Origin of the sequence: Curtobacterium sp. PhB170, assembly GCF_003752345.1 — a bacterium.
Lineage (GTDB): Bacteria > Actinomycetota > Actinomycetes > Actinomycetales > Microbacteriaceae > Curtobacterium.
In genome coordinates this window covers 35,256-57,928 of record NZ_RJUM01000012.1, presented here as the reverse complement: position 1 = coordinate 57,928, position 22,673 = coordinate 35,256, and the positions used below count along the sequence as shown (strand labels likewise).

Genomic DNA, 22,673 nt, shown 5'->3' with positions numbered 1-22,673 from the left:
CAGATCCTCATCGATCGGGCCGGAACGCTGGTCGCTCCGGCCGGCCGGGCCTCGCCCGGCGACGCTCCCGACGCTATGCCCCCAGGCTGGGCGGCCGCATGCCGGTTGGGCGGTTCCTACGACTCGACGTCATCCGTCGGCGCGGGCTGCTGTGCAGCAGCGACAAAGGCCGACGCGATGATCGAGGCGAGTTCCTCCACCTGCCAGGGGCGCGCCTCGTGTGCGGCGAGGGCGGCCCCGACCAGCTCGGTCGACGGCGGCGACGGCGGTGCCCACGAGACCACACGCAGGGTCTCCGGCGTGAGCAGGTTCTCGAGCGGGATGTCGAGCTCCTCGGACCGCTTCGTCACCGCGGCCCGTGCGGCCTTGTACCGGCGGTCGGCCGCGGGATTGCGGTCGGCCCAGGCGCGGGGCGGCGGGAGCGTCGCTTCACCGGAGCCGCGGAGCTTCGGCAGGTCCTCGGTCGTCAGGCCCTCGTCGACCGCGGCCCACCAGCGATCGAGCTCGGACCGGCTGGCGCGACCCGTGAACGCCTTCAGAGCGCCGAGTTCGGTGCGCGACGTCGGTGCGGCGGCTGCCGCTGCGACGATCGCGGCATCGGGGATCGTCCGCCCCGGAGCGATGTCGGCCGCGCGGGCGTACTCGTCACGGGCGACCCAGAGCGACCGAGCGATCGCCAGGGCGCGGGCACCACGGAGGGCGTGCATGCCGGACAGTCGGCGCCACGGCTCGGCACGGACGGGCTTCGGGGCGCGGTGCAGCACCGCGTCGAACTCCTCGTCCGCGATGCGGGACTTGCCGGCCTCGTCGAGCTTCGCGGCGAGGGCGTCACGCAGGTCGGGCAGGAGTTCGACGTCGAGGGACGCGTACACGAGCCACGACTGCGGCAACGGCCGGGTCGACCAGTCCGCTGCCGAGTGCGCCTTGGCGAGCGTGATCCCGAGCAGCTGCTCGACGACGGCGCCGAGACCGACCCGGGGGAACCCGGCGATGCGGGCTCCGAGTTCGGTGTCGAAGATGCGGGTCGGGACGAGACCCACCTCCTGCAGGCAGGGCAGGTCCTGCGAGGCGGCGTGGAACAACCACTCCTCGTCGACGATGGCCGCCTGCAGTTCGGAGAAGTCGCCGATCGGGATCGGGTCGAACAGGAACGCGCCGGCACCGCGACGGAACACCTGGATCAGGTAGGCGCGCTGTGAGTAGCGGTAGCCGCTGGCGCGCTCGGCGTCGACGGCGACGGGCCCGTGACCGGCGGCGATCGCCGCGACGGCGTCGAGGTAGTCGTCGCGCGAGTCGATGACCTTGACGGCCTCGTGCGAGTCCTCGAACGCGGGGTCCGGTGCACCGGGGGTCGAACTGGCGGGGTCGGTCACTTGGCGAGCCTCCTCGGGGCCAGCAGGGTCACGCCGTCCGAGGCAGGAGGCAGACCGGCGAGCATGGCGACGATGTCCTGCCATGCCTGGACGTGTGCGGTGAGGTCGTCGCCGCGGGGCGTCCATGACGCGCGGAGTTCCAGCTGGGCGCCGTCGCCCTGTGCGGCGAGGTCGCCGTACCCGCGGGAGATGATCTTGGTGGCCGTGCCCGAAGCGTGGTCGTACTCGGCGCCGTGCTCCTCGAGCGCGTCGACCAACCAGCTCCACGTGACGTCGGCGACGAACTCGTCGACACCGATCTCGGGTTCGAGTGGTGCTTGCGCGAACGAGACCACCCGGAACGCGCCGCCCCAGCCCTCGGGTTCTTCGGGGTCGTACAGGGCGATGAACCGCCCGGTGCCGAGGTCCGACTCGACCCCGTGCGCGGTGCCGGACACGTCCGCCGCCAGGGCGATCGAGAACGGTGCGATCTGCGTGGGCGAGGGGATCTCGGTGACGGTGGTCTCGGAGCGGCTGCTGCCGGAGGACACGAACGCGCGGAGCCGCGCGAAGGCGTCGGGCTCTCGGGTTTCGGACACACATGCAGACTAGGCTCCGGGCCATGTCCCGATCCGCGCGACCCGCCGAGGACGCCGTCCAGGAGACCGCACGATCGGCCGGCTTCATCGCCCTCGGCGCCGGTCTGGCCGCCGCCGCGGTGGGGACGGCCGTCATCGGTGGCTTCGTCGCCGCCGTCGCCCGCGCCGTCGTCACCCCGGACCGCAAGCGCACCGAACGCGTCCCGATCCACGCCGTGGACCCGGTCCGGATGACGGTCACCATCGAGCGCACCGCCGACACCGAGCTGCAGGGTCGCTACTCGCTCTGGTTCGGCGCCGGCACCGGTCACATGCGCGTCGGCGAGGTCCTCGGCACCACCGACACCACGGTCACGCGCCGCATCATCGCGATCGACGCCGGCGACCCGACCGCTGCACGCCGCGGACGCTGGGGCGGCTGGTTCTACCTGACCCCCGGCGAGCTCGACGTGCCCGTCGAGGACATCGACATCCCGACCCCGAACGGGCCGGCACCCGCCTGGGTCGTCCGTGCCGACGACCCGAACGCCCCGTGGGCCGTCCTCGTGCACGGCCGGGGTGTCACCCGCGCCGAGACCATCCGTGCCGTCCCCGTCTTCCGTGCCGCCGGCTACTCGGTCGTCCTCGCGTCGTGGCGGAACGACGGCGTCGCTCCGCCGAGCGTCGACGGTCGCTACGGCCTCGGCAGCACCGAGTGGGAGGACATCGACTCCGTCCTCCGCTGGCTCAGTGCGCAGAACGCGCAGAGCGTCGTGCTCATGGGGTGGTCGATGGGCGGCGCCGTCGTGCTGCAGACGCTGTTGCGATCGCGGTTCGCCGGGCTCGTCGACGGCGTGGTGCTCGAGTCGCCCGTGGTCGACTGGCACGCGGTGCTCAAGTCGCAGAGCCAGCTCATGGGGTTGCCGCGGCCGGTCCGCAAGGTCGCCCAGCGTCTGCTCCGCACGCCGGTGCTGCACCGGCTCGCCGGCCTGCAGCAGCCGGTGGACCTGCGGGAGCTCGACATGGTCACCCGGTCCGCCGAGCTGACGGTGCCGATCCTCCTGCTGCACAGTGACGACGACGGGTTCGTGCCGTCGTCCGCGTCGCACGACCTGGCACGCGCCCGACCCGACCTGGTACGGCTCGAGGTGCAGACCACGGCCCGGCACACCAAGCTCTGGAACCACGACGCCGACTGGTTCGACGCCCGGATCCTCGCGTGGCTCACCGAGGTGGTCCAGCGTCGCGGGGCGGCCAGCGCGCGGTAGACGCGACCGGAAAGCGGACGGGAGGCGCGGTGCCAGCTGGCACCGCGCCTCCCGTCCGTCGGTGCGTCCGTTCGGTCGCATCGTGAGCAGAAATGGTCGGGTCACCGTCGCGCACTCGACCTTTTCCGCTCACGAAGCGGGCGGTGTGGCACTCGTTCCGTTCGTCGTCTGCTGTCGCGGCCCGAACTCCTCGAGACGAGTCGCCGGTCGGCCCGGCTGCGCGGGGCCGTGCGTCCGGTCGAAGGCATCGCTCATCGTCGTGAGCGGCGGTCGGACCGTCACGGTCCACTCCCCGCTGTCGAACGCGTCGATCCGGACCACCAGGTTCGACTCGTCGGTCAGGTCCGAGCCGGGGAGGTAGCCGAGGAACTCGCCGTCGATGAGCTGCCGCATGCTGTCAGCGATCTCCATCGCCTCGGCATGGCTCAGGATGAGCCCGGGTTCCGCCGCCGCGTCGACGCGGCGTTCGAGTGGGAGCGCTTGGACCGGCTTGTCAGAGGACGTGACGGCGTACAAGGTCGTGAGGACCCAGACGAGCTCTGGTGAATCGAGCTCTGGTGTTTCGAGCTCTGGTGTTTCGAGCTCTGAGAAGAACTGCACCAGGTCGGGCAGCACGATGCGAGCAGCGGGGATCCGGTAGGTGACCATCCCCAGGTCGCCCGGCACTGTCGTGGTCATCCGTTCTCCTCGGTCGTTCCTGTCTGGGGCAAGAGGCCGCCCACGCTCATGGCAGCGAGAACGTCGGTCCTGCCGGGCGTGAACGCCGTGATCGCGACCGCGGCGTCAGCCTGCACGGTGCAGAACCCCGGCTGCTCGTCGCCGAGCGGCACGAGCGCACCTGCGAACCCGTCGAGTCCGCGGACGTCGAAGCCGTTCTCCGCGGCGATCGTGTACTTCGTCAGGAAGGTCCGTGCCGTCGACAGCGCGCCCTGCTCGAAGACTCGGAGCCGTACCTCGGCCGGACACTGCGATGCCACCTCGAGCGCCAGTTCCGCCCCCGGAGCGTCTGATGCGCGGAGGCGCGCGCACAGCTCCTGGACGGTGATGTGGACGATTCCGACGGATCGGTCGATCGCCGTGGCTGCCACGAGCGTTCGGTCCGTCGCGCGCAACACGACCGTCACGAGTTCATCACCGTGCTCGACCTGACAGATCAGGACGAGGTCGTCCCCGAGGGCTTCGAGTGGGTCGATGAACGGTACGAGGTTCGGCTCCTGCTTCGAGTAGGTCCGCCGGATGACCGCTGCGAACGACCGTGCGGACACGTCGGAGACGAACACATTCGTGTCCGGACCCACAGCGGCGAGGATCTCGACGACACGGTCTGGCAGCTCCACCGTCGTCTCGTTGGTGACCGCTCGGAGGCGCGTGACCGAGACGTCCGGGGGTGCGCTCGTCACCGTCGGATCTCCGCGGACGACGGGCTGTGCCGGTACCGGACCTCGCCGTCGGTCATGGCGTCGACGTCGACCCGTGCGCGCCCCGGTTCGCTGTAGTGCCAGGACGGACCTCGGCGGTTCGCCCACCCCTCGAGCAACGCACCCGAGGCGAACCGGATGGCGATCCGCCCGCCCTCGATTGCACCGTCCGACACGACCTCGGTGTGCAGAGCGAGGAGGGTGAGCAGGGAGGGCTTGTCACCGGGATCGAGGAACGCGTGCTCCCCGTCAGAGCCGGTCAGCGCGAAGTCGGTCTCGAACCGGAGCGACGCACCGCTCGAAAAGCGGATCGTCACGTCGGATTCGAGGCCGATGCAGTCGACGGTGTCGCCGGCGATGTCCAGCGCGAAGGAAGGACCCGGAACCCGCACTCTCAGCGCTTCTTCCGTACCGGGGCTCGTACTGCCCTCCAGCGGATCGACACGAACCGGGCGCCCCTTCGGCCCGGAGACGTGCCAGGACTCGGACTCGCCGTCCGGACCGGCGACGAGGGTCGCTCCGTCAGCGAAGAACAGCGTGAGCGTGTCGCCCTCGACCGATCGCCGATCGAGGTCTGTGCCGAACAGCCGCAGGATGGCGAGCAGCGAGTCCTTGCGCTCCGGATCGACGACCACGCTGCCCCCGGATCGGTCCGTGATGATGAATGCAGATTCGAGCTGCACGCTGGACCCATCGGTCAAGCGCAGGTCGAGCCGGAAGTCGACGCCGATGAAGTCGAGGGCGCCCGCGACTGGGACGGGCACCGCCGCCCGACCTGGCTCCGATGTGTCAGTGGCCATGACCGTCCCCTCCCACGGATTGGTGTTCCGGAGCCGCCCTCGCTGAGTCTGCTCGAGCAGGTCGCGGTTCTCCGAAGAGTTCCCAGGACGTCGGAGTGGGGCGGTACCGGAGGTCGTCGTACACCGGCAGCCACGGTTCCAAGCCGTGGTGGGCACGAAGCGCTTTCTCCAAGACCATCGGGGAGGCGATGGTCAGATGTGGAACGCGGCGGGCCTCGTCAGCCGTCGCCCTCCGCATCCTCGACCCTTCGAAGTTCGTGACGTGCACCCCGTCGTAGTCCTCCGATCCGTGGCCGAACGCGGGCAAGAACCGGCGTTGATCGGGAACGCTGTTTCCCACGATCTGCCACATGCCCGGACGGAATCGCGCATCGAACGTCATCCGCGCGAGAAGGGGAGTCGCTGCCGTCACGTCGCTGAAATTGAGGGTCTGCACTGACCTTCCAGACGCCACGAGGTCGAAGATGATGACGTAGAGCGCCTTCGTGTACTTGCCGATCACCTGTCCAAGCGCCACCTCACCGTCGTCGAGCGGCACGGTGAAGATGTCACCCACCGCGACGGAGTAAATCTGTTGCTTTGAAATCAAAGCACGTCCTCTCAGGATCCGGTGGCACACGTCAGAAATGCGACCAGGGGGCGCTTCCCCCAAAGTTCGACGGGCAGAGGTCGGGTCTGGCCAGTGCTGCGCCCCACGGATGGGGAGCCATCCCCGCGTGGACCGGTGGACTCAAGAGAGCACGTTTCGTTCTCGTGGGCCGGTTGCTCTGTTTCTGCTCAAGGCTCGCGACCGTGCGGTGTTCACGGTGGCATTTCGGTCGAAGGCCCGGTGGTGCGGGTGGTCATCGCCGGCACTCGCGTTCCCGGCCCGAATGCCCGGGCAAATCCGTCCAGAATCTCGACCCGATCTGTGTCGATGATGATCGTCCACAACGAGCCGTCACTCATGTCGAGGCGGATGACTGCTCTGTCGATATCACCGACTTCGGATGGGTTGAATCCGACGAACTCGCCATCGATGAACTGCTGCGTGGTTTCGGTGAGTCGCATGAACGAGGCATTGTCGAGCACCGGACTGGGCAAGTGGGGCGCGCTCGAGAGCTGCTCCAGTTCGGCAACGTCCAGTCCGGGATCTCTCGACACGTTCACGAATATGTCCTCGGCCGTCCATGAAAGCTGCGGCAGATGAAGGGAGGACACGACGTCGGCGAGGTCGAACCACCCGCTATCGCCCTGTTCAGACTCACGGGTAAAAAGTCGCAGCATCGGATCCGATTCAACCTAGCCTTGTCCTCCGCTTGAAGACGCTGGAAATCATTCGTCAAATAGCAGTTGTTGAGCGCTGGGAATGTTTCTTGGCATCATATCCGTGAACCACGGAAGCTCTAGACTGTCAATCCTCCCGTTCTTCGTCCAGATAAGAACTTCGCCTACAACTTCAGAAGATTCATCTGCATAAGAGGCTTCGATCGGAAGGGGCTGGTCCGGCAAGCTGACGGCGGGTGAGTCGTCAAGGTCTATCTGCCAGATCCGTGGACCAGTCGCTCGGAATCCTCGAATTGCTTGCGCTTGGTCCTGCAATGGTCCTGATTCAGGTAGGAGTAGGTGATCCAAGCAAGTGCGGACGAGATCGTGCAGACGTGATTCGTCTTCTGTCTTCATGTTGCCCCAATCTTCAAGGTGTGTCCCTTGGGATGAACATTGTACCGACACGAGGGGTGTCCTCTACATTGGATCCACGTACGCGAACAGTAGCGTCGCTTATCGGTACATCTTCAACAAATTTTCCGGGGGGTAGATCTTTTTTGTCGAGGTGATGGGCAACGGCCTCGATGACCGGACGCTTCCCTCCCATCGAGTCGACGAGCGGATCAAGTCCGTGTTCCTTCTTGTCGAAGATGTGCCCCATCTTGTTCGGATCTTCGAGAACCTTGTCTGCAATTCGCTGAGCGCGCTCACCGAGTCCTGTCGGAGGTAAAGGAGCGACGTCGGAAAGCCTGTTCACCGCGGTCGGCAGGTGCACTTTCGACATCGTGCCGCCGGTGGCCGCCGACGTCGCGGCACCCTCGGCAGCGTTCCGGAGCAGGCCACCGGGGGTCACCGGCTGGCCGCTCACGGCGTAGTTCGCGACGTTCTCGACCGCGCCCTCTGCGGCGTTGCCCAGCAGGTGCTTCCCGATCAGGGCACCGGCACCACCGCCGACCGCACCGAATGCCCCGCTGACGGCGACCTGGCCCCAGTTGACCTCGCCGGTGGTGGCCTTCTGGATGATGGTGTCGGCACCGGCGCTGATGAGCATCATGCCGACCGGACCGCCGACGCCGGTGGCGAGGAGCACCCCACCCGCGACGACCATGGCTCCACCGGCGACGTACTCCCAGTTGTTCGCGAACCAGTCGCCGGTGGCCGCGGCGGCACGGGCGAGCGGACCCTGTTCGGCCGCCGCGTAGGCCTCCAGTTCCGCGTCGGTAACGGGCGCGAGACCGAGCGGGTCGATGGCGTGCAGCGGATCGTTGCCGGCGAACGAGTACGGGTTGCCGGCCCAGGCTGCTCCGGCGGGCGCGGTGACCGGGTCGACGGACAGGAAGCCGCGCGACGACGAGTCGTAGGCGCGGGCACCCATCCACTCCAAGCCGGCGACCTGCAGCGAACCGTCGGCGCCGAGGGCGATCCCGCCGGGCAGGCCGGAGCCGCCGAGGTCGACGAGCGTCTGCCACGGGTCGGCGTCGTCGGCTGCTCTCGTGGTGCGCCGACCGCTGGCGGTCCACCCGTCGTCCACCCCGGTGAGACCACCGGGAGCGCGGACGACCGGGGTGTCGCCGACAGCGAGGAGCGTCGGCGCGAACGCGGAGGTGTCCCAGTCGATCGGGACGCCGTCGACATCGGCGAGGTCACCGAGGGCGTCGACGTGCAGGTCGGTCGTAGTGCTGCCCGCCGCGGTGGTCTCCGCCGCCCCGGTGAGGTGACCCTGCGGGGTCCAGCCGTACGTGGTCGTCACGCCATCGGCTCGGACCGTCTGGATCCGTCGACCTGCGCCGTCGTAGGCGTACTCCGCCTCGGGCGCCCCGTCCGGAGCGTCGACCCTGGTCAGCTGTCCGGCGGCGTCGTACGAGAACCGTCGAGCCCCGGAGTCCGTCCGTTCCTCGACCAGGCGACCCGCTGCGTCGTAGACCCAGCCCGTGCGACTGCCGTCCTGGACGGACGCCACCAGCTGCGCGGCATCGTCGTGCTCGTAGGTGGTGCTCCCGCCGGGTCCGTCGACCCGGGTGATGCGCCCGTCGGCGTCGCGTTCGATGGTGCTGAGGTGCGTGCCGTCCGAGTCGATGCGCGCGTGCCGGACGACGTGTCCGTTCGCGTACTCCCAGGTCTGCAACTGATCGCCGGCGCGGGCATGCAGGAGCTGGCCTGCCGGGTCGTGCTCGTACCGGACCTCGCCGAAGACCGAGTGCTCGACCCGGACGACCCGGCCGGTGGCATCGTGCTCGTACCGGGTCGTGGACCCGTCGGGGGACTGCACCGAGGTGCGGAGGCCGTCGGCATCGTGGGTCCACCGCGTTTCGCGCGCACCTGTTGAGCGTCGGACGAGCTGCCCCAGCCTGCTGAACTCGAGGACGTGGGCGGTGGGGGAGGCCCGACGGGTCTCGTCGGTGATCGTCACCGTGCGGGCGCGGGCATCGCGGTCGATGCGGCCGATCAGACGGTCGCCGGCGTACTGCGCGGATTCCCGACCGGCTGCGTCGTACTCCCACCGCAGCACGGTGCCGTCCGGGTCGGTCTGGGTGAGCTGTCGTCCGGCGGCGTCGTAGGTCGCCGTCGTCGTGCGCCCGAGCTGATCGGTGGACGAAGCCACCTTGTCGAGCTGCGTGTACGTCCGGACGGTCACGCCACCCAGCGGATCGACGGTGCGGACGAGTCGTCCACGCTGGTCGTAGTCGTAGCGGGTGGTGCCGCCGAGCCCGTTCACCGCGGCGACGAGCTGTCCGGCGGCGTCGTACCGGAAGCTCCGCTGGCCGAAGCGGGTGTCCCGCGCCGAGACCACGCGACCGACCCGGTCGTACCGGTACCGGACGGTGCCGACCCCGGGCACCTCGGCGTGGACGACCCGGCCCTGGCGGTCGTACTCGGTGCGTGCGACCTCGCCGGTCGGCAGGGTGCGCGCGACGACCCGCGAATCGGCGTCGTAGGTCAGCGTGGTGCGTGCGCCGGCTGGGTCGATCGCGCTGACCGGGCGGCCGCACGCGTCGTACTCGTACCGGGTGGTGCGACCCGCCGGGGTGGTGACGGCGACGACGCGTCCGGCGAGGTCACGTTCGATCCGGGTGAGGCCACCGTTCGCGTCGACGAGCTCGACCGGGCGGCCGCAGGCGTCGTACGTCGTCAGCTCAGCAGAGGAATCCGCGTGCTCGAGCCGGGTCGGACGCCCGAACTCGTCGGTCGTCACGGACACGGCGTCGAAGGCGTCGCGGACCGTGGAGACGCCGTCAGCGCGCGAGCGGCGCACCTCGGTGCGGACGCCGGTCGGATCGACCGTCGCGCCGAGGGCTCCGACCGCGTCGTACTCGCGTGTCCAGGTGCCACCGGCCGGGTCGACCACGGCTTCGAGCCGGGAGAGCGCGTCGTGCACGAACGCCCACTCGGCACCGTCGGGCAGGGTCATCGTCGACACGTTGCCGAACGCGTCGAAGTCCTTCGTGACGACGCGACCGAGGGGGTCCGTGGTGGAGACGACCTCGCCGTGTGGACCGTAGGTGACTTCCGTGCGGGCACCGGTCGGGTCGATCGTCGTCGTGACCCGACCGCCGTCGCCGTGCTCGAACCGCCACAGTCCCCCGTCCGGGTCCTCGCGCGCGGTGAGCAGCCCGGCGGCGTCGTAGCGGTACCGGGTCCGGTTGCCGAGCGGCGTGACGGCCTCGACGATCCTGCCTCCGGCGTCGCGCATCAGACGTGCGGTGTCGCCGACGGCGTTCTCGACGCCGACGAGCTCACCGGACGCGTCGTGGTGGAACGTGACGACGACGCCCGTCGGATCGGTGGTGCGGACGAGCACGCCGTCCCGCCACTCGAGCAGCGTGCGACCGCCGACAGGGTCGATGACGACGGACGGGTTCCGGTCGTCGCCCGTGTACCCGTACTCGACGACCCCACCGTTCGCGGTGACCACCGTGGTCATGCGGTCCTGCTCGTCGTACCCGAAGGTCAGATCGGCGCCCTCCGGCGTCACGGTCCGGACCCGACGCCCGCGGTCGTCGTAGCCGTGGACGGTCACCTGACCATCGCGCTCGGTCACCGAGACGAGGTTGCCGTGCGGGTCGTACGACATCGACTGGCGCTGCCCGTCGGTGTCGATGATCCCGACGACGCGGCCCTTCCGGTCGGCGATCCAGGTGTTCGCGTGGACCCCGTCGACGTCGGAGACCGAGGTGACCCGACCCGGCAGGTACGAGAACCGGACCCGTCGACCGAACGGTGTGCGCTGCTCGACGACCCGGCCGCGGTCGTCGTAGGTGTTCTCGCACTCGACGACCCCCGTCGCAGCGGTCACCCGGTCGATCAGGCCGTCCGCGTTCCAGCGGTACCGGCGCCTGCCGACGGCGTCGGTCGCCCGGACCAGCCGACGGCCCTCGTCGTAGTGGTACTCGACGCGGCGCCCGTCCGACGCCGTCGCGGACGCCACCCGGTCGCCGCTGTACTCGATGTCGACGAACCGCCCGAACACGTGCGCGAGCCGCGTGATCCGATCGTGCTCGTCGCGTCGCACGGTCACGGCGGTGCCCGCTCCACGCGCACTGCTCAGCCACAGTCCGGACGGCGTGAACGCCCACCGGCCGCCGGCGTTGTCCCGCACGACGAGCGAGTCCTGCTCGGCCCGGAGCCACAGGTCCTCGCCGACGCCGCGGCTCCACCCGTCCCCCTGCCGCGGGAAGTCGACCTGCCGGCCGTCGTCCAGCACGACCGAGGCGGCCTCGTCGCTGACCTCGAGCCGGATGTTGAGGATGGAGGACCATCCGGGTCCGAACACCCCGACGCGGCCGTCGAGTGAGTTGTACATGCGGGTGAGCCGGAGCGACGCGGCCTGCCCCGCGAAGGACAGGTCGGTCTCGGGCTCGAGGAAGTTGCCGGTGGCCGTGTTGACCGGGTCGTCGGCGAACCCGTTGGTCGGGGGCGTCCCCATCGCGGAGAACGGCCCGATGGTGAAGTCGTCGCGACCGGCGTCGATCCCCGCCGAGGACAGCGCGGCCGCGATCGCCGCGTCCGACAGCGTCGCGGGCTCGGCACCGCCACCGGCGGCCTCGAACTGCGCTGCGACGGTGCCCGCCCAGTCGGCGTCCTTCCCGTTCGCCGTGAGCCAGTCGTTCACCGCGGTCAGCAGCGACTGGGCGTTCAGGGTGCCCCAGCACGGGTTGCACTCGGCCTCGTAGTCGCTCAGGGCGTTCCGGAACGTCGAGACGGCGCCGGACAGATCGGCGTCGAGCGTCCGGGTGGTCGCCTCGAAGGAGCGGAGGTCTTCGGGGACGGCGGACGACGTCCCACCGCTGGTGCCGCCGCCCGCCGGGAACTCCCGCCCCGTGACGCTGACCTCGTCCGCCTGCAGTCGTGGCTCCGGCTCGGGCTCCGGCGGCTTCGGGTCGTCGCCCCCGCCGAACCACGTCGAGATCTCGTGTCCTGCGGCGACGAGGAGGTTCTCCTCGCGTTCACGCTTGCGGGCGGTCCACTCCTTCGCCTGCTTCCGCCGGTCGTCCTCGTCCTTCGCGGCGTCGCGGAGCTGCTGTACGAAGCCCGACAGGCTCTGCAGCGACTCGACGAGCTTCGTCGCGCTGCGCGAGGCGATGTCGGCGTTGTCCGCGAAGACCTCGGAGAAGTAGCCCCGGAACTCCGCACGCGCAGTCGTCACCGATGGCGACCGCGACCCGGACTGGCCGCCGATCGACGACGCGAGCGCCGTCGAAGCCGACTTGAGCGCATCCGCCGCGCTGTACGAGTAGCCGGTCGGATCGTTCCCGTGGATCTTCGCCATCGTCATTCCCCCCTGGTGCTGACCGCACCATCCTGGCACGGATCCGGACTGAAATTCCAGAGGACGGCATGCGTGCCGAGGGGGAGATGGACGGGAGGCCCGTGGCGGATCCGCCACGGGCCTCCCGTCCGTCAGAGGGTCGCGTCTACGACACCGCAGCCTGCACCTGACGCTGCACGCGTCCGAGCATGCCCACCATGCCGCGGATCCGCAGCGGGCTGACCGCCTCGGACAGCCCGATCGTCAGCGGGTAGTCCGCCGGCACGGCGAGCACCTGCGCTGCCGTCAGGCCACTCAGGCCCTGCGCGAGGATCGATGCGAAGCCGCGCGTGGTCGGTGCCTCGCGCGGGGCGGTCGCGTGCATGCGGACGACGTCGGGTGCGTCGCCGTCCTCGCCCACGGTCACGGTGATGAACACGGGGGACTGGCACTCCTCGACCCGTTCGAGTTCGTCCTCGTGCCCCTGCAGCCGTTCGGGCAGCGCGGGCAGCTCGTTCGAGAACTCGAGGAGGAGCTGCAGGCGGTCCTTCTGCCCCAGGGCGAGGAAGTCGTCGCGGATCTCGGCGAGGGTGGCGGGGAGTGTGGCGTCGTTCATCGGTTCGGAACTGTACCCGGCTCCGCGCCCTGCACGATCGGAACGCGGACGGCGCTGCCCCACTCGGTCCACGAGCCGTCGTAGTTGCGGACGCTGTCGTAGCCGAGCAGGTGCTGCAGGACGAACCAGGTGTGGCTCGACCGCTCGCCGATGCGGCAGTACGCGATGACCTCGTCCGCATCGCCGATGCCGGCGCCCTCGCGGTAGATGGCGTCGAGTTCCGCGCGCGGCTTGAAGGTGCCGTCCGGTGCGGCGGCGGTCGCCCACGGGATGTTCACCGCGGTGGGGACGTGGCCGCCGCGCAGTGCTCCTTCTTCCGGGTAGTCGGGCGCGGTGGTGCGGGAACCGTCGTACTCGCCCGGGCTGCGCACATCGATGAGGGGCTTGCCGAGGTGGGCGAGCACGTCGTCCTTGTAGGCACGGATCTCGGTGTCGATCCGGTCGACGACCGGGTACTCGGCCGGCGTGACGACGGTCTCGTCGGTGGTGAGGGCGCGGTCCTCGGCGATCCACTTCGCACGGCCGCCGTCGAGCAGGCGGACGTCCTCGTGGCCGAACAGCGAGAAGACCCAGAGGGCGTAGGCGGCCCACCAGTTGTTCTTGTCGCCGTAGAGCACGACGGTGGTCTCGCGGCCGATGCCCTTGCTGCTGAGCAGTTCGGCGAAGGCCTCGCCGTCGATGTAGTCGCGCTGCACCGGGTCGTTGAGGTCGGTGTGCCAGTCGATCTTGACCGAGCCGGGGATGTGTCCGGTCTCGTAGAGCAGGACGTCCTCGTCGGACTCGACGACGACCAGGTCGGGGGTGTGGGCGTCCAGTTGTTCCTGCAGCCACTCGGTGGAGACGAGACGCTCCGGGTGGGCGTAGGCGGTGAACTTCTCGGACGGGTCGACCGGTGCGGTCATGGTGGGCTACCTCCAGGTGGTCATCCGGCACCGGACTAGGATCGGTCGTCGGTGCCTGTGGGCAACGGTACGCGGACGTACCGTGCCCCAGCCGCAACGTGACACCGCACGACTTGCTTCCCGGAAGGCCCACTCGATTGCCAGCGCACCTCGTCGACCGTGACCCCCAGGTGACCCCGCAGCAGATGGCCGCGGCACTCGTGCCACCGCCCCAGTTCGCGGACGCCTCGTTCGACTCGTACCGGCCCGACCCGGACTACGCCTCGCAGACCGACGTGCGCGACGCCGTCGCCGCGTTCGTCGCGGCCGGGCCGACCGACGCGCCACGTCGTGGGCTGTTCGGCCGCCGCAAGCAGTCGGCCGAGCCCGCTGCGAGGTCGGGCGTCTACCTGGACGGCGGGTTCGGTGTCGGCAAGACCCACCTGCTCGCCGCGGCGTACCACGCGGCCTCCGGGCGGAAGACGTTCGGCACGTTCATCGAGTACACGGCCCTGGTCGGCGCGCTCGGGTTCCAGGGCACGGTCGACCTGCTGCGGGGGACCGCGCTGGTCTGCATCGACGAGTTCGAGCTCGACGACCCGGGCGACACCATGGTCATGACCCGCCTGATCAAGGAGCTCACCGAGACCGGCACCCGGTTCGCCGCGACCTCGAACACGCCTCCGGGCGCGCTCGGCGAGGGACGGTTCGCGGCGCAGGACTTCCTGCGCGAGATCCAGGCGATGTCCGACCGGTTCGACACGATGCGGATCGACGGGCTCGACTACCGCCGCCGCGCGGTCGACGAATCGGCCGGTGTGGTGTCCGACGTGGCCGCGGCGCTGCCGGCCGGAACCGTCACGCTCGACGACTTCTCGGCCGTGGTTGCGCACCTCGGCTCGGTGCACCCGTCGAAGTACGTCGCGCTCGTCGAGGACCTCGACGCCGTCGGGCTCACCGACGTCCGGGCGTTCACGGACCAGACCGACGCGCTCCGGTGGGTGGCGCTCGTCGACCGGCTGTACGACGCGCAGGTCCGGATCGTGGCCTCGGGCACGCCGCTCGACCAGGTGTACCCCGACGCCATGCTCGACGGCGGCTACCGCAAGAAGTACCTGCGCGCAGCCAGCCGTGTCGTGGCGCTGAGCCGCGCCCAGGACTGACGCACACCGCCGGGGCATCCGCTGACCGGTCGGTGCACCCCCTGTCCAGGGGGCATCGGGCGATGCGAAACACGACGTTTACAAACCGCGCCGTCGCGTTACATCCGCGAAACACATCGTGCCCCCTCGTGAAACGTCACCTCGCCAGACTCGGTGTCACCCGAGGCGGTCCAAGAGCCGCTCGTGCAATCGAGAGGTGAACAGATGCTTGATCAGGGCAACACGACGTTCGTGTTGGTCATGGCGGCGCTGGTGTTGTTCATGACACCCGGCCTGGCCTTCTTCTACGGCGGCTTGGTGAAGGCCAAGTCCGTCATCAGCATGATGATGATGTCGTTCGGTGCGATCGCACTCGTGAGCGTCCTGTGGGTGCTCTACGGCTACGCGATCGCCTTCGCCAACCACGGTGACGGCACGGCGGTCTCCGGTGTCGTCGGGTTCTTCAGCATCGACTGGAACCAGATCGGCCTCGGCCAGGCCTTCGAGGAGGCGCAGTCCTCGAACATCCAGGCGGCGTACCCGTCGATGGCGTTCGTCGGCTTCCAGGCCACCTTCGCGATCATCACGGTCGCGCTCATCTCCGGTGCCATCGCCGACCGCGCCAAGTTCGGCGCCTGGATGGTCTTCGCGGGCATCTGGGTCACCGTCGTCTACTTCCCGGTCGCCTCGTGGGTCTTCAACCTGACCTCGGGTTGGGCTGCCACGTGGGGGGTCATCGACTTCGCCGGTGGCACCGCGGTGCACATCAACGCCGGTGCAGCGGGTCTCGCCCTGGCGCTCGTCCTCGGCAAGCGCGTCGGCTTCGCCAAGGGTGCGCACAAGCCGCACAACCCGCCCTTCGTCCTGCTCGGTGCTGCCATCCTGTGGTTCGGCTGGTTCGGCTTCAACGCCGGCTCCGAGGGCGCCGCTGACGGCATCGCCGCGATCGCCTGGGTCAACACCCTCGCCGCACCGGCCGCCGCCATCCTCGGCTGGCTGCTCGTCGAGAAGCTCAAGGACGGCAAGGCCACGTCGGTCGGCGCCGCCTCGGGTGCCGTCACCGGTCTCGTCGCGATCACCCCGGCATGTGCCAACCTGACCCCGGGTTGGGGCATCCTGCTCGGGTTCGTCGCCGGCATCATCTGCTGCTTCGCCATCGACTGGAAGTACCGTCTCGGCTTCGATGACTCGCTCGACGTCGTCGGCGTCCACCTGGTCGGTGGCATCGTCGGCACGCTGTACCTCGGCTTCTTCGCCAACGACACCGGCCTGATCTACTCCGGCTCGTTCGAGCAGCTTGGCAAGCAGGCCACCGCGGCCCTGGCCGTCGGCATCTACTCCTTCGTCCTGGCGTTCGTCATCGGCTTCCTCATCGAGAAGACGATCGGCTTCCGCGTCAAGACCGAGGACGAGGTCGCCGGCATCGACACCGCGGTCCACGGCGAAGAGGGCTACGTCCTCTACGAGCAGACCGACGACTCGCCGGTCTCGGTCCGCTAGCCAGCAGACACCAGCTCCACCAGCACCACCCGCACGACGACGGGCCCCGCGCACACAGCAAGCGCGGGGCCCGTCGTCGTGCGGTCTGTCGTCGGTCATCTGGCGTCTGGCGTCTGGCAGGGTTGACGGCATGACGACGACGTCGACCCTCACCAACCTGCGCGAGGTCGGGGGACCGGCCCTGCAGGACGCCCGCCCCCGCATCGTGTACCGCGCCAACACCGAACGCGTCGGTGCCGACGCCTACCCGCACGGACTCGCGGCCGTGGTCGACCTGCGCCGTGACGACGAGGTCGCCCGCGTCCCGCACCCGCTCGGCACCATCGACGGCTACCGGCTCGTCCCGCTGTTCGACCCGTCGACCGTCGAGTCCGGCGACCAGGCCGTGCAGCTCGAGGAGCAGTACATCGACTGGCTCGAGCGCCACCGCACCGGGATCGCCGCCGCGTTCCGCGCGATCGCCCGGTCCGACGGCGACGTGCTCGTCTGCTGCTCCGCCGGCAAGGACCGCACCGGCGTCGTCAGCGGACTGCTCGCCCGGCTCTGGGGTGCGTCGATCGAGGCCGTCGGCGACGACTACGCCGCCAGCGCTGCCGGGCTGTCCGATCGGTTCGCCGCAGAGCGTGCGGTCAGCACGGACCCCGAGGCGACCGCTGTCGCGCAACGGTGCGTACCGGAGACCATGACCGCCGTGATCCGGCACGTCGAGGCGCGGTGGGGCAGCGTCACCGCGTACCTGCGCTGGGCCGGGCTGACGGACGCGGAGATCGCGGCGCTCTGACGGGCGTGCGTCGTCCTGGCGGCTCGCCACGTGCGGTGGTCGCAACGGCGGACGGGAGGCACGGTGCGCGTCGGACGCGCACCGTGCCTCCCGTCCGTGGCCCTGATCGCGGGCCGTGGTCCCGGCCCGTTCCGTCAGCTCACCAGGCGTAGTCCTCCGGTGAGGTCTTGTGCCCCGGGAAGATCTCGTCGAGCCGGTCCAGCGCACGCTGGTCCAGGCGGATGTCGACGGCGCGGACCGCGGACTCCCACTGCTCCATCGTGCGGGGGCCGGTGATCGGTGCGGTCACGCCGGGCTGGTGGAGGAGCCACGCGAGGGCGAGCTCGCCGGGCGTGTGGCCGAGCTCCTCGGCGAACGACTCGTAGGCGGTGAGCTGGTCGCGGTGCCCCTCGACGTACTCGGCGCTCCGACCCGACAGACGGCGGGAGCCGTTCTCGGTCTTCTCGATGACACCACCGAGCAGACCGCCCTGCAGCGGCGACCACGGGATGACGCCGAGGCCGTACTCGCGGGCGGCGGGCAGGACCTCGCGCTCGATGTCGCGCACCACGAGGTTGTAGATCGACTGCTCGCTCACCAGGCCGAAGGTGTGGCGGCGCTTCGCGGCTTCCTGCGCCTGGGCGATGTGCCAGCCGGCGAAGTTCGACGACCCGACGTACAGGACCTTGCCCTGCTGCACGGCGACGTCGATCGCCTGCCAGATCTCGTCCCACGGGGTCGCACGGTCGACGTGGTGGAACTGGTACAGGTCGATGTGGTCCGTCTGCAGACGCTGCAGGCTGGCGTCGAGCGACTGGCGGATGTTGAAGGCGCTGAGCTTGCCGCCGTTCGGCCAGTCGATCATGTCGCCGTAGACCTTGGTCGCCAGCACCGTCTTCTCGCGACGGCCGCCGCCCTTCGCGAACCAGCGGCCGATGATCTCCTCGGTGGCGCCCTTGCCCACCGAGCCGCCGTAGCCGTTGGCGGTGTCGAAGAAGTTGACGCCGAGCTCGTGGGCCCGGTCCATGATGGCGTGCGAGTCGTCTTCAGTGGTCTCCGGGCCGAAGTTCATCGTGCCGAGCACTGCCCGTGAAACCGACAGCCCTGTCCGTCCGAGGTGTGTGTAGTCCATGACTCCGGTCTACGCGCTCCGAGGGGCACCCTGCCAGGCCCTGGGAGTACCGGTTCTGCATGCTGGGCTGCTGCGTTCTGCTTTCTGGGCTGCATCGGTCTGCTTGCTGGGGTGCATGGTTCTGCGTGCTGGGGTGCATGGTTCTGCATGGTGCGTGGCTGCATGCCGTCCGGGGCATGTCCGCGCTCCGGGGAGGAGTACCGTGACGACGGTGAACACCCCAGCACTCCGTGGCAGCCGGATCCTCGGGTTCGGTCACCACCAGCCCGAACGCATCCTGACCAACGACGAGCTCTCGACCATGGTCGACACCAACGACGAGTGGATCCGTACCCGGACCGGGATCCAGACCCGCCACATCGCCGGTCCGGACGACAGCGTCACGTCGATGGCGATCGAAGCGGGCCGCAACGCCCTCGCCGACGCCGGTGTGTCGCCCTCGGCCGTCGGCCTCGTCATCGTCGCCTCCACCACGCACCAGGACCGTGCGCCCTACACCGCCGGTCGGGTCGCCGCCGCGCTCGGGATGACGAACGGTCCCGCGCCCATCGACATCAACACCGCGTGCAGCGGGTTCGAGTACGCGCTCGCCCTCGCCGACCAGTCGATCCGCGTCGGCTCCACCGACGTCGCGCTCGTCATCGGGTCCGAGACCCTCTCCGCCATCGCCGACTGGACCGACCGGTCGACGTGCGTGCTCGTCGGTGACGGGGCCGGGGCCGCTGTGCTCGGCGCCGCCGACACCCCCGAGATCGGCCCCGTCTCGTGGGGCAGCGTGCCGCACCTGCTCGACGCGGTGCGGGTCGAAGGGACGCCCGGCCGGTTCAACCAGGAGGGCCGATCGATCTACCGCTGGGCCATCACCGAGGCCGAGGGGCACGCCCGCAAGGTCGTCGAGGCCGCCGGGCTCACCATGGACGACATCGAGGTGTTCGCGTTCCACCAGGCGAACCTGCGGATCATCGAGCCGCTCGTGACCGCACTCGGCGGGGAGTCGAAGTTCGTCATCCGCGACGTCGTCGAGTCCGGGAACACATCGGCCGCCAGTGTGCCGCTCGGGTTGTCGAAGGCATGGGCGCGTGGCGACCTGCCCGAGGGCGTCCCGGCGTTGCTGTTCGGCTTCGGCGGCGGGTTCGCGCACGCCGGTCAGGTCGTCAGGACGCCGGTGCGGTCGTTCTGATCGGGCCTCGGTCGTTCTGATCGGGCCTCGGTCGTTCTGATCGGGCCTCGGTCGTTCTGATCGGGCCTGCCGCCCGGTTCAGCGCTCGGGCGTCTCCGACCAGAGATCCTCGTCCTTTGCCGAGCCTCGACGCCAGCCGAGCTGCTTGGGCTGCTTGGGCTCCTTGGGCTGCTTGTCCTTTGGCTGCTTGTCCTTCGGCTGTTTCTCCGGCTTCGCGGGCTTGGGCTCGAGGACGATCGGGAAGTGTGCCGACGGCGGCCCGAACCCGGTCCGCGAGGCCTGGATGACCTTCCGCCCGAGCGCGTGGTTGCCGAGCCCGCCGACGGCAGCGCCGATCCCGAACGGCAGTGCACGGCCGAGCACCGACGTCCCCTGACGCACTGCGAACCGCTTGATGAACTGGTCGCGGACCTGCCCGCCGAGGCCGTTCACGACCTGCTTCGGCAGGGACGAGGTCACCATCTCGCCCCAGAAGGCCGTGCGTGCCTGACCGCCGGCGATCTGTCCGCCGAGCTGCTTGATGAGCTGTGTCCCCGGAGTACCGAGGATCATCGCCATCACCAGGGTCCGTGCCCGTTCGGGGTCGTCCAGGGCGATGCCGTGCACCTCGGTCACCGACTGGGCGAACAGCGCGGTGGTCTCGAGGAACCCGACCGTCTCCGCGCCGCTCAGCCCGAGGGCGGCCACCATCCCGACGCCCGGGATGACCGCACTCGCACCGACCGCTGCGCCACCGGTGGTGACCGCGGTGAGGTACTGCCGCTCGAGGATCTGGATGACCTCGGCGGGGGTGGCGTCCGGCTTGCGTCGACGGATCGCGTTGACGTGCGCCACGACCACCGGGCGCTGGACGCTGATGGCACGGTCGAGCCACTTGACCCACCCGCCGGGTTGTTGCGGCTGCGGGGTCCGGGAGTCGTCGGGCATGGGGGAGACCTGGGCGTTCGGCAGCGGCACGATCGCCTGGTCCTTCGGGGAGCGGGCCATGCGCTCACCGTACGCCGGGCATGTGGGGGGGCTCGCTGGATGGACATCGACGGCGCGCCCGGTCCGGCTGACGACGCTCGGCGGGCCTCCGGGTTCCTGACGGTCGCGGAGGTGCGCGGCTTGCTGCCCGAGGTCGTGGTGCTCGACCCCGGCTCCGTGCTCATCGGCGCGGACGTCACCCTGGCAGCCGGGGTGGTGCTCTACCCCGGAGCCGTGCTCGAGAGCCGTGCCGGGGGGTCGATCACCGTCGGGTCCGGCGCGCGGCTCGGTCCGGGCCCGGCCACCGTCGTCGCCACCGCGGCCCGGGTGACCATCGGTTCCGGTGCCGACTTGGGCCCGGGGCCCGTCACGATCACGGCGACCGGGGCGGACGTGCTCGTGGGGGACGGCGCTCGGTTGTCGGGCGGCTGCCTCGTCGAGGGCCCCACCGAGCTCGGCGCCGGTGCGCAGGTGCTCGGGACGGTCGCCGTCCGTGACGCCGAACTCGCAGCCGGGGGCGACCACCGCGAGCCCGACCCCGATCGGCGTGCCGGTGTGGTGAAGGGTGTCGGACGCGTCCACGGCGTGCGGGTCGGCACCGGTGAAGTGATCGTCGGCGGTGGCGTGCCGAGTGCACCGCTCGTGGTCGAACGGCAGCGCGCACACCACCCGGAGGCGCCGAGCCACTGACCCCGGCCGGGTCCTCGGAGCCGCTCGCCTGTTCGTCACCGGCACGGGACACCCGCCCGGCGGAGTGCTGCACGCACGCGGTCGGGCTGCATGAGGTCGGCCCACGACAACCGGATGACGAACCGGACCTCGGGGAACGACCGGACGAAGTCCTCGCGACGCTTCTCCTGCCAGTGCGCCTCGGCGGTGCTCCGCCCCTCGAGCATCACCGGGTCCTCGTACTTCGCGCGGCCGTCGACCTCGACCACGACGCCCTGATCGGGGAACCAGAAGTCGACGACGGCCGTCCCGCCGCCGGTCCGTCGGAACTCGTGCTGCTGCACCGGCTCCGGCGCCCCGACCTGCCGGAAGCGCACTCGGCACACCGACTCCGCCGGCGACCCCGACAGCGCCGACCCCATCCCGATCGCCACCACTGCCTTCTCGGAGCCCTTGCGCTCGTGGTCCGAGAGTTCGTCGCGGAGCATCTCCGGCAGGACCCGTCGCCCGCGCAGCGCCTGATCGATCATCGGTACGGCCTGGTCCAACGGTGCGGTGGCCGAGAGATCGACGAGCGTCCGGACCAACGACGTCACCGGCGCCCCGTCGATCTCGATCGGTACGGTCGGCGGCGTCCCTGCCCATCGTCCGCCGGAGTCGTCGATCGCATGCCCCGGCCTGACCCGGGCAAGCGCCGTCGTGTCCGGCCGGGTCAACCGAGGGTCGACGACCTCGACTCGGTCGGGAGCACCTGCGGTGAAGGGCAGCCCGTGCACGGTTGCCGCGGACGAGTGCGAGAACGCCCGGGGCAGCCGGACCGACGGGACCGTCGCCCGAACGAGCAGGAGCAGACGGTCCTCGCTCCGCAGCCCCTGGACGAGCGACGGATCGACCAGGACGCCGGGCCGGATCGAGGCGAGTGAGCCGCGGTGCACGCGACGCTGGAGCGCACGCCGTTCCGCGCTCGGATGGTCGCCGGTGCGGATGAGGGGGATGTCGAGGACTCGGTCGTTCATGTCTCAACGATCGGTGGTGCGAGCCGACCACGTCGGTCCGGAGCGACGATCTGTGGGAAACGAGCCGGGCCTCCAGTCTGTGGAGGGATGAGGCGGACGCGCGGTGCGACAACATCGATGTCGCACGACGTCGATGTTGTCGTCGGGCCGCGCGTGCAACTGTTGCGCACGCGCGGGTGCGACGAACTCGATGTCGTACGACATCGCGGACGTCGTTCGGGGTAGACGGGTGACAGGGGCCTGCGGGGATCGGTGCCCCGGGCCGAGGGCGTACGCGTGTTCGATGCCGGACCGACGCCCGTGCAAGGTGCGACAACATCGATGTCGCACGACGTCGATGTTGTCGTCGGGCCGCGCGTGCAACTGTTGCGCACGCGCGGGTGCGACGAACTCGATGTCGT

Annotated in this window: 19 protein-coding genes; 6 read left to right on the top strand and 13 right to left on the bottom strand. The window is 69.9% G+C overall.

Features of this window, described 5'->3' with window-relative positions; all coding sequences use genetic code 11:
• Positions 1-116: 116 nt before the first annotated feature.
• Positions 117-1,373 carry an HRDC domain-containing protein gene (locus EDF40_RS13700; RefSeq protein ID WP_395862752.1) on the bottom strand — a complete coding sequence of 419 codons (1,257 nt, stop codon included), beginning with the start codon at positions 1,371-1,373 and terminating at the stop codon, positions 117-119.
• On the bottom strand, positions 1,370-1,951 hold the full coding sequence (locus EDF40_RS13695; RefSeq protein WP_123338337.1) for a DUF3000 domain-containing protein: 582 nt from the start codon (positions 1,949-1,951) through the stop codon (positions 1,370-1,372). Before EDF40_RS13695 ends, EDF40_RS13700 begins: the two co-directional genes overlap by 4 nt.
• A 23-nt stretch (positions 1,952-1,974) precedes the next feature.
• On the opposite strand from EDF40_RS13695, the gene EDF40_RS13690 reads away from it, so the two are divergent.
• Positions 1,975-3,198 (top strand): alpha/beta fold hydrolase, encoded by a 1,224-nt coding sequence (locus EDF40_RS13690; protein ID WP_185003077.1) that lies wholly within the window; start codon positions 1,975-1,977, stop codon positions 3,196-3,198.
• A 129-nt stretch (positions 3,199-3,327) separates the two neighbouring features.
• Here EDF40_RS13690 and EDF40_RS13685 read toward each other — a convergent pair whose 3' ends face one another.
• The 8 genes from EDF40_RS13685 to EDF40_RS13650 form a co-directional block, all read right to left on the bottom strand.
• Positions 3,328-3,876: a hypothetical protein gene (locus tag EDF40_RS13685; protein WP_123338339.1), complete on the bottom strand. Its 549-nt coding sequence runs from the start codon at positions 3,874-3,876 to the stop codon at positions 3,328-3,330.
• Complete coding sequence (locus EDF40_RS13680) at positions 3,873-4,598, bottom strand: hypothetical protein (RefSeq protein WP_123338340.1); 726 nt, start codon at positions 4,596-4,598, stop codon at positions 3,873-3,875. The genes EDF40_RS13685 and EDF40_RS13680 overlap by 4 nt, the downstream gene beginning before the upstream one ends.
• Positions 4,595-5,416, bottom strand: coding sequence for a DUF6188 family protein (locus EDF40_RS13675; protein WP_148053750.1), 822 nt, complete (start codon positions 5,414-5,416; stop codon positions 4,595-4,597). The genes EDF40_RS13680 and EDF40_RS13675 overlap by 4 nt, the downstream gene beginning before the upstream one ends.
• Positions 5,406-5,972: an Imm26 family immunity protein gene (locus EDF40_RS13670; protein ID WP_185003075.1), complete on the bottom strand. Its 567-nt coding sequence runs from the start codon at positions 5,970-5,972 to the stop codon at positions 5,406-5,408. The genes EDF40_RS13675 and EDF40_RS13670 overlap by 11 nt, the downstream gene beginning before the upstream one ends.
• Before the next feature lie 245 nt (positions 5,973-6,217).
• Positions 6,218-6,682, bottom strand: coding sequence for a hypothetical protein (locus EDF40_RS13665; RefSeq protein ID WP_123338343.1), 465 nt, complete (start codon positions 6,680-6,682; stop codon positions 6,218-6,220).
• A gap of 409 nt (positions 6,683-7,091) precedes the next feature.
• On the bottom strand, positions 7,092-12,431 hold the full coding sequence (locus tag EDF40_RS13660; protein ID WP_148053751.1) for a DUF6531 domain-containing protein: 5,340 nt from the start codon (positions 12,429-12,431) through the stop codon (positions 7,092-7,094).
• A 145-nt stretch (positions 12,432-12,576) separates the two neighbouring features.
• Positions 12,577-13,026 carry a SufE family protein gene (locus EDF40_RS13655; protein WP_123312753.1) on the bottom strand — a complete coding sequence of 150 codons (450 nt, stop codon included), beginning with the start codon at positions 13,024-13,026 and terminating at the stop codon, positions 12,577-12,579.
• Complete coding sequence (locus tag EDF40_RS13650) at positions 13,023-13,928, bottom strand: sulfurtransferase (protein WP_123338345.1); 906 nt, start codon at positions 13,926-13,928, stop codon at positions 13,023-13,025. The genes EDF40_RS13655 and EDF40_RS13650 overlap by 4 nt, the downstream gene beginning before the upstream one ends.
• Before the next feature lie 185 nt (positions 13,929-14,113).
• Here EDF40_RS13650 and zapE point away from each other — a divergent pair, with 185 nt between their 5' ends.
• From zapE to EDF40_RS13635, 3 genes are all read left to right on the top strand, one after another.
• On the top strand, positions 14,114-15,070 hold the full coding sequence (gene zapE / locus EDF40_RS13645) for a cell division protein ZapE (RefSeq protein WP_260212469.1): 957 nt from the start codon (positions 14,114-14,116) through the stop codon (positions 15,068-15,070).
• A 204-nt stretch (positions 15,071-15,274) separates the two neighbouring features.
• Positions 15,275-16,549 (top strand): ammonium transporter, encoded by a 1,275-nt coding sequence (locus EDF40_RS13640; protein WP_111086361.1) that lies wholly within the window; start codon positions 15,275-15,277, stop codon positions 16,547-16,549.
• 130 nt (positions 16,550-16,679) lie between these two features.
• Positions 16,680-17,330, top strand: a complete 651-nt coding sequence (locus EDF40_RS13635) for a tyrosine-protein phosphatase (RefSeq protein ID WP_123338346.1) — start codon at positions 16,680-16,682, stop codon at positions 17,328-17,330.
• A 139-nt stretch (positions 17,331-17,469) separates the two neighbouring features.
• On the opposite strand, the gene EDF40_RS13630 is transcribed toward EDF40_RS13635, so the two are convergent.
• Positions 17,470-18,441, bottom strand: coding sequence for an aldo/keto reductase (locus EDF40_RS13630; RefSeq protein ID WP_123338347.1), 972 nt, complete (start codon positions 18,439-18,441; stop codon positions 17,470-17,472).
• A gap of 211 nt (positions 18,442-18,652) precedes the next feature.
• Between EDF40_RS13630 and EDF40_RS13625 the strand changes: the two genes are divergently transcribed.
• Positions 18,653-19,621: a beta-ketoacyl-ACP synthase 3 gene (locus EDF40_RS13625; protein ID WP_123338373.1), complete on the top strand. Its 969-nt coding sequence runs from the start codon at positions 18,653-18,655 to the stop codon at positions 19,619-19,621.
• Positions 19,622-19,699: 78 nt separating this feature from the next.
• On the opposite strand, the gene EDF40_RS13620 is transcribed toward EDF40_RS13625, so the two are convergent.
• Entirely contained in the window at positions 19,700-20,608 is a 909-nt protein-coding gene (locus EDF40_RS13620) for a hypothetical protein (protein WP_185003071.1), read from the bottom strand.
• Between the two features lie 39 nt (positions 20,609-20,647).
• Between EDF40_RS13620 and EDF40_RS13615 the strand changes: the two genes are divergently transcribed.
• The gene (locus tag EDF40_RS13615; protein WP_123338348.1) at positions 20,648-21,277 is read left to right on the top strand and encodes a hypothetical protein; all 630 of its coding nucleotides are present in this window, start codon (positions 20,648-20,650) and stop codon (positions 21,275-21,277) included.
• Between the two features lie 35 nt (positions 21,278-21,312).
• Here EDF40_RS13615 and EDF40_RS13610 read toward each other — a convergent pair whose 3' ends face one another.
• A complete protein-coding gene (locus EDF40_RS13610) occupies positions 21,313-22,272 on the bottom strand; it encodes a hypothetical protein (protein WP_123338349.1) in 960 nt (319 codons plus the stop codon).
• Positions 22,273-22,673 lie beyond the last annotated feature (401 nt).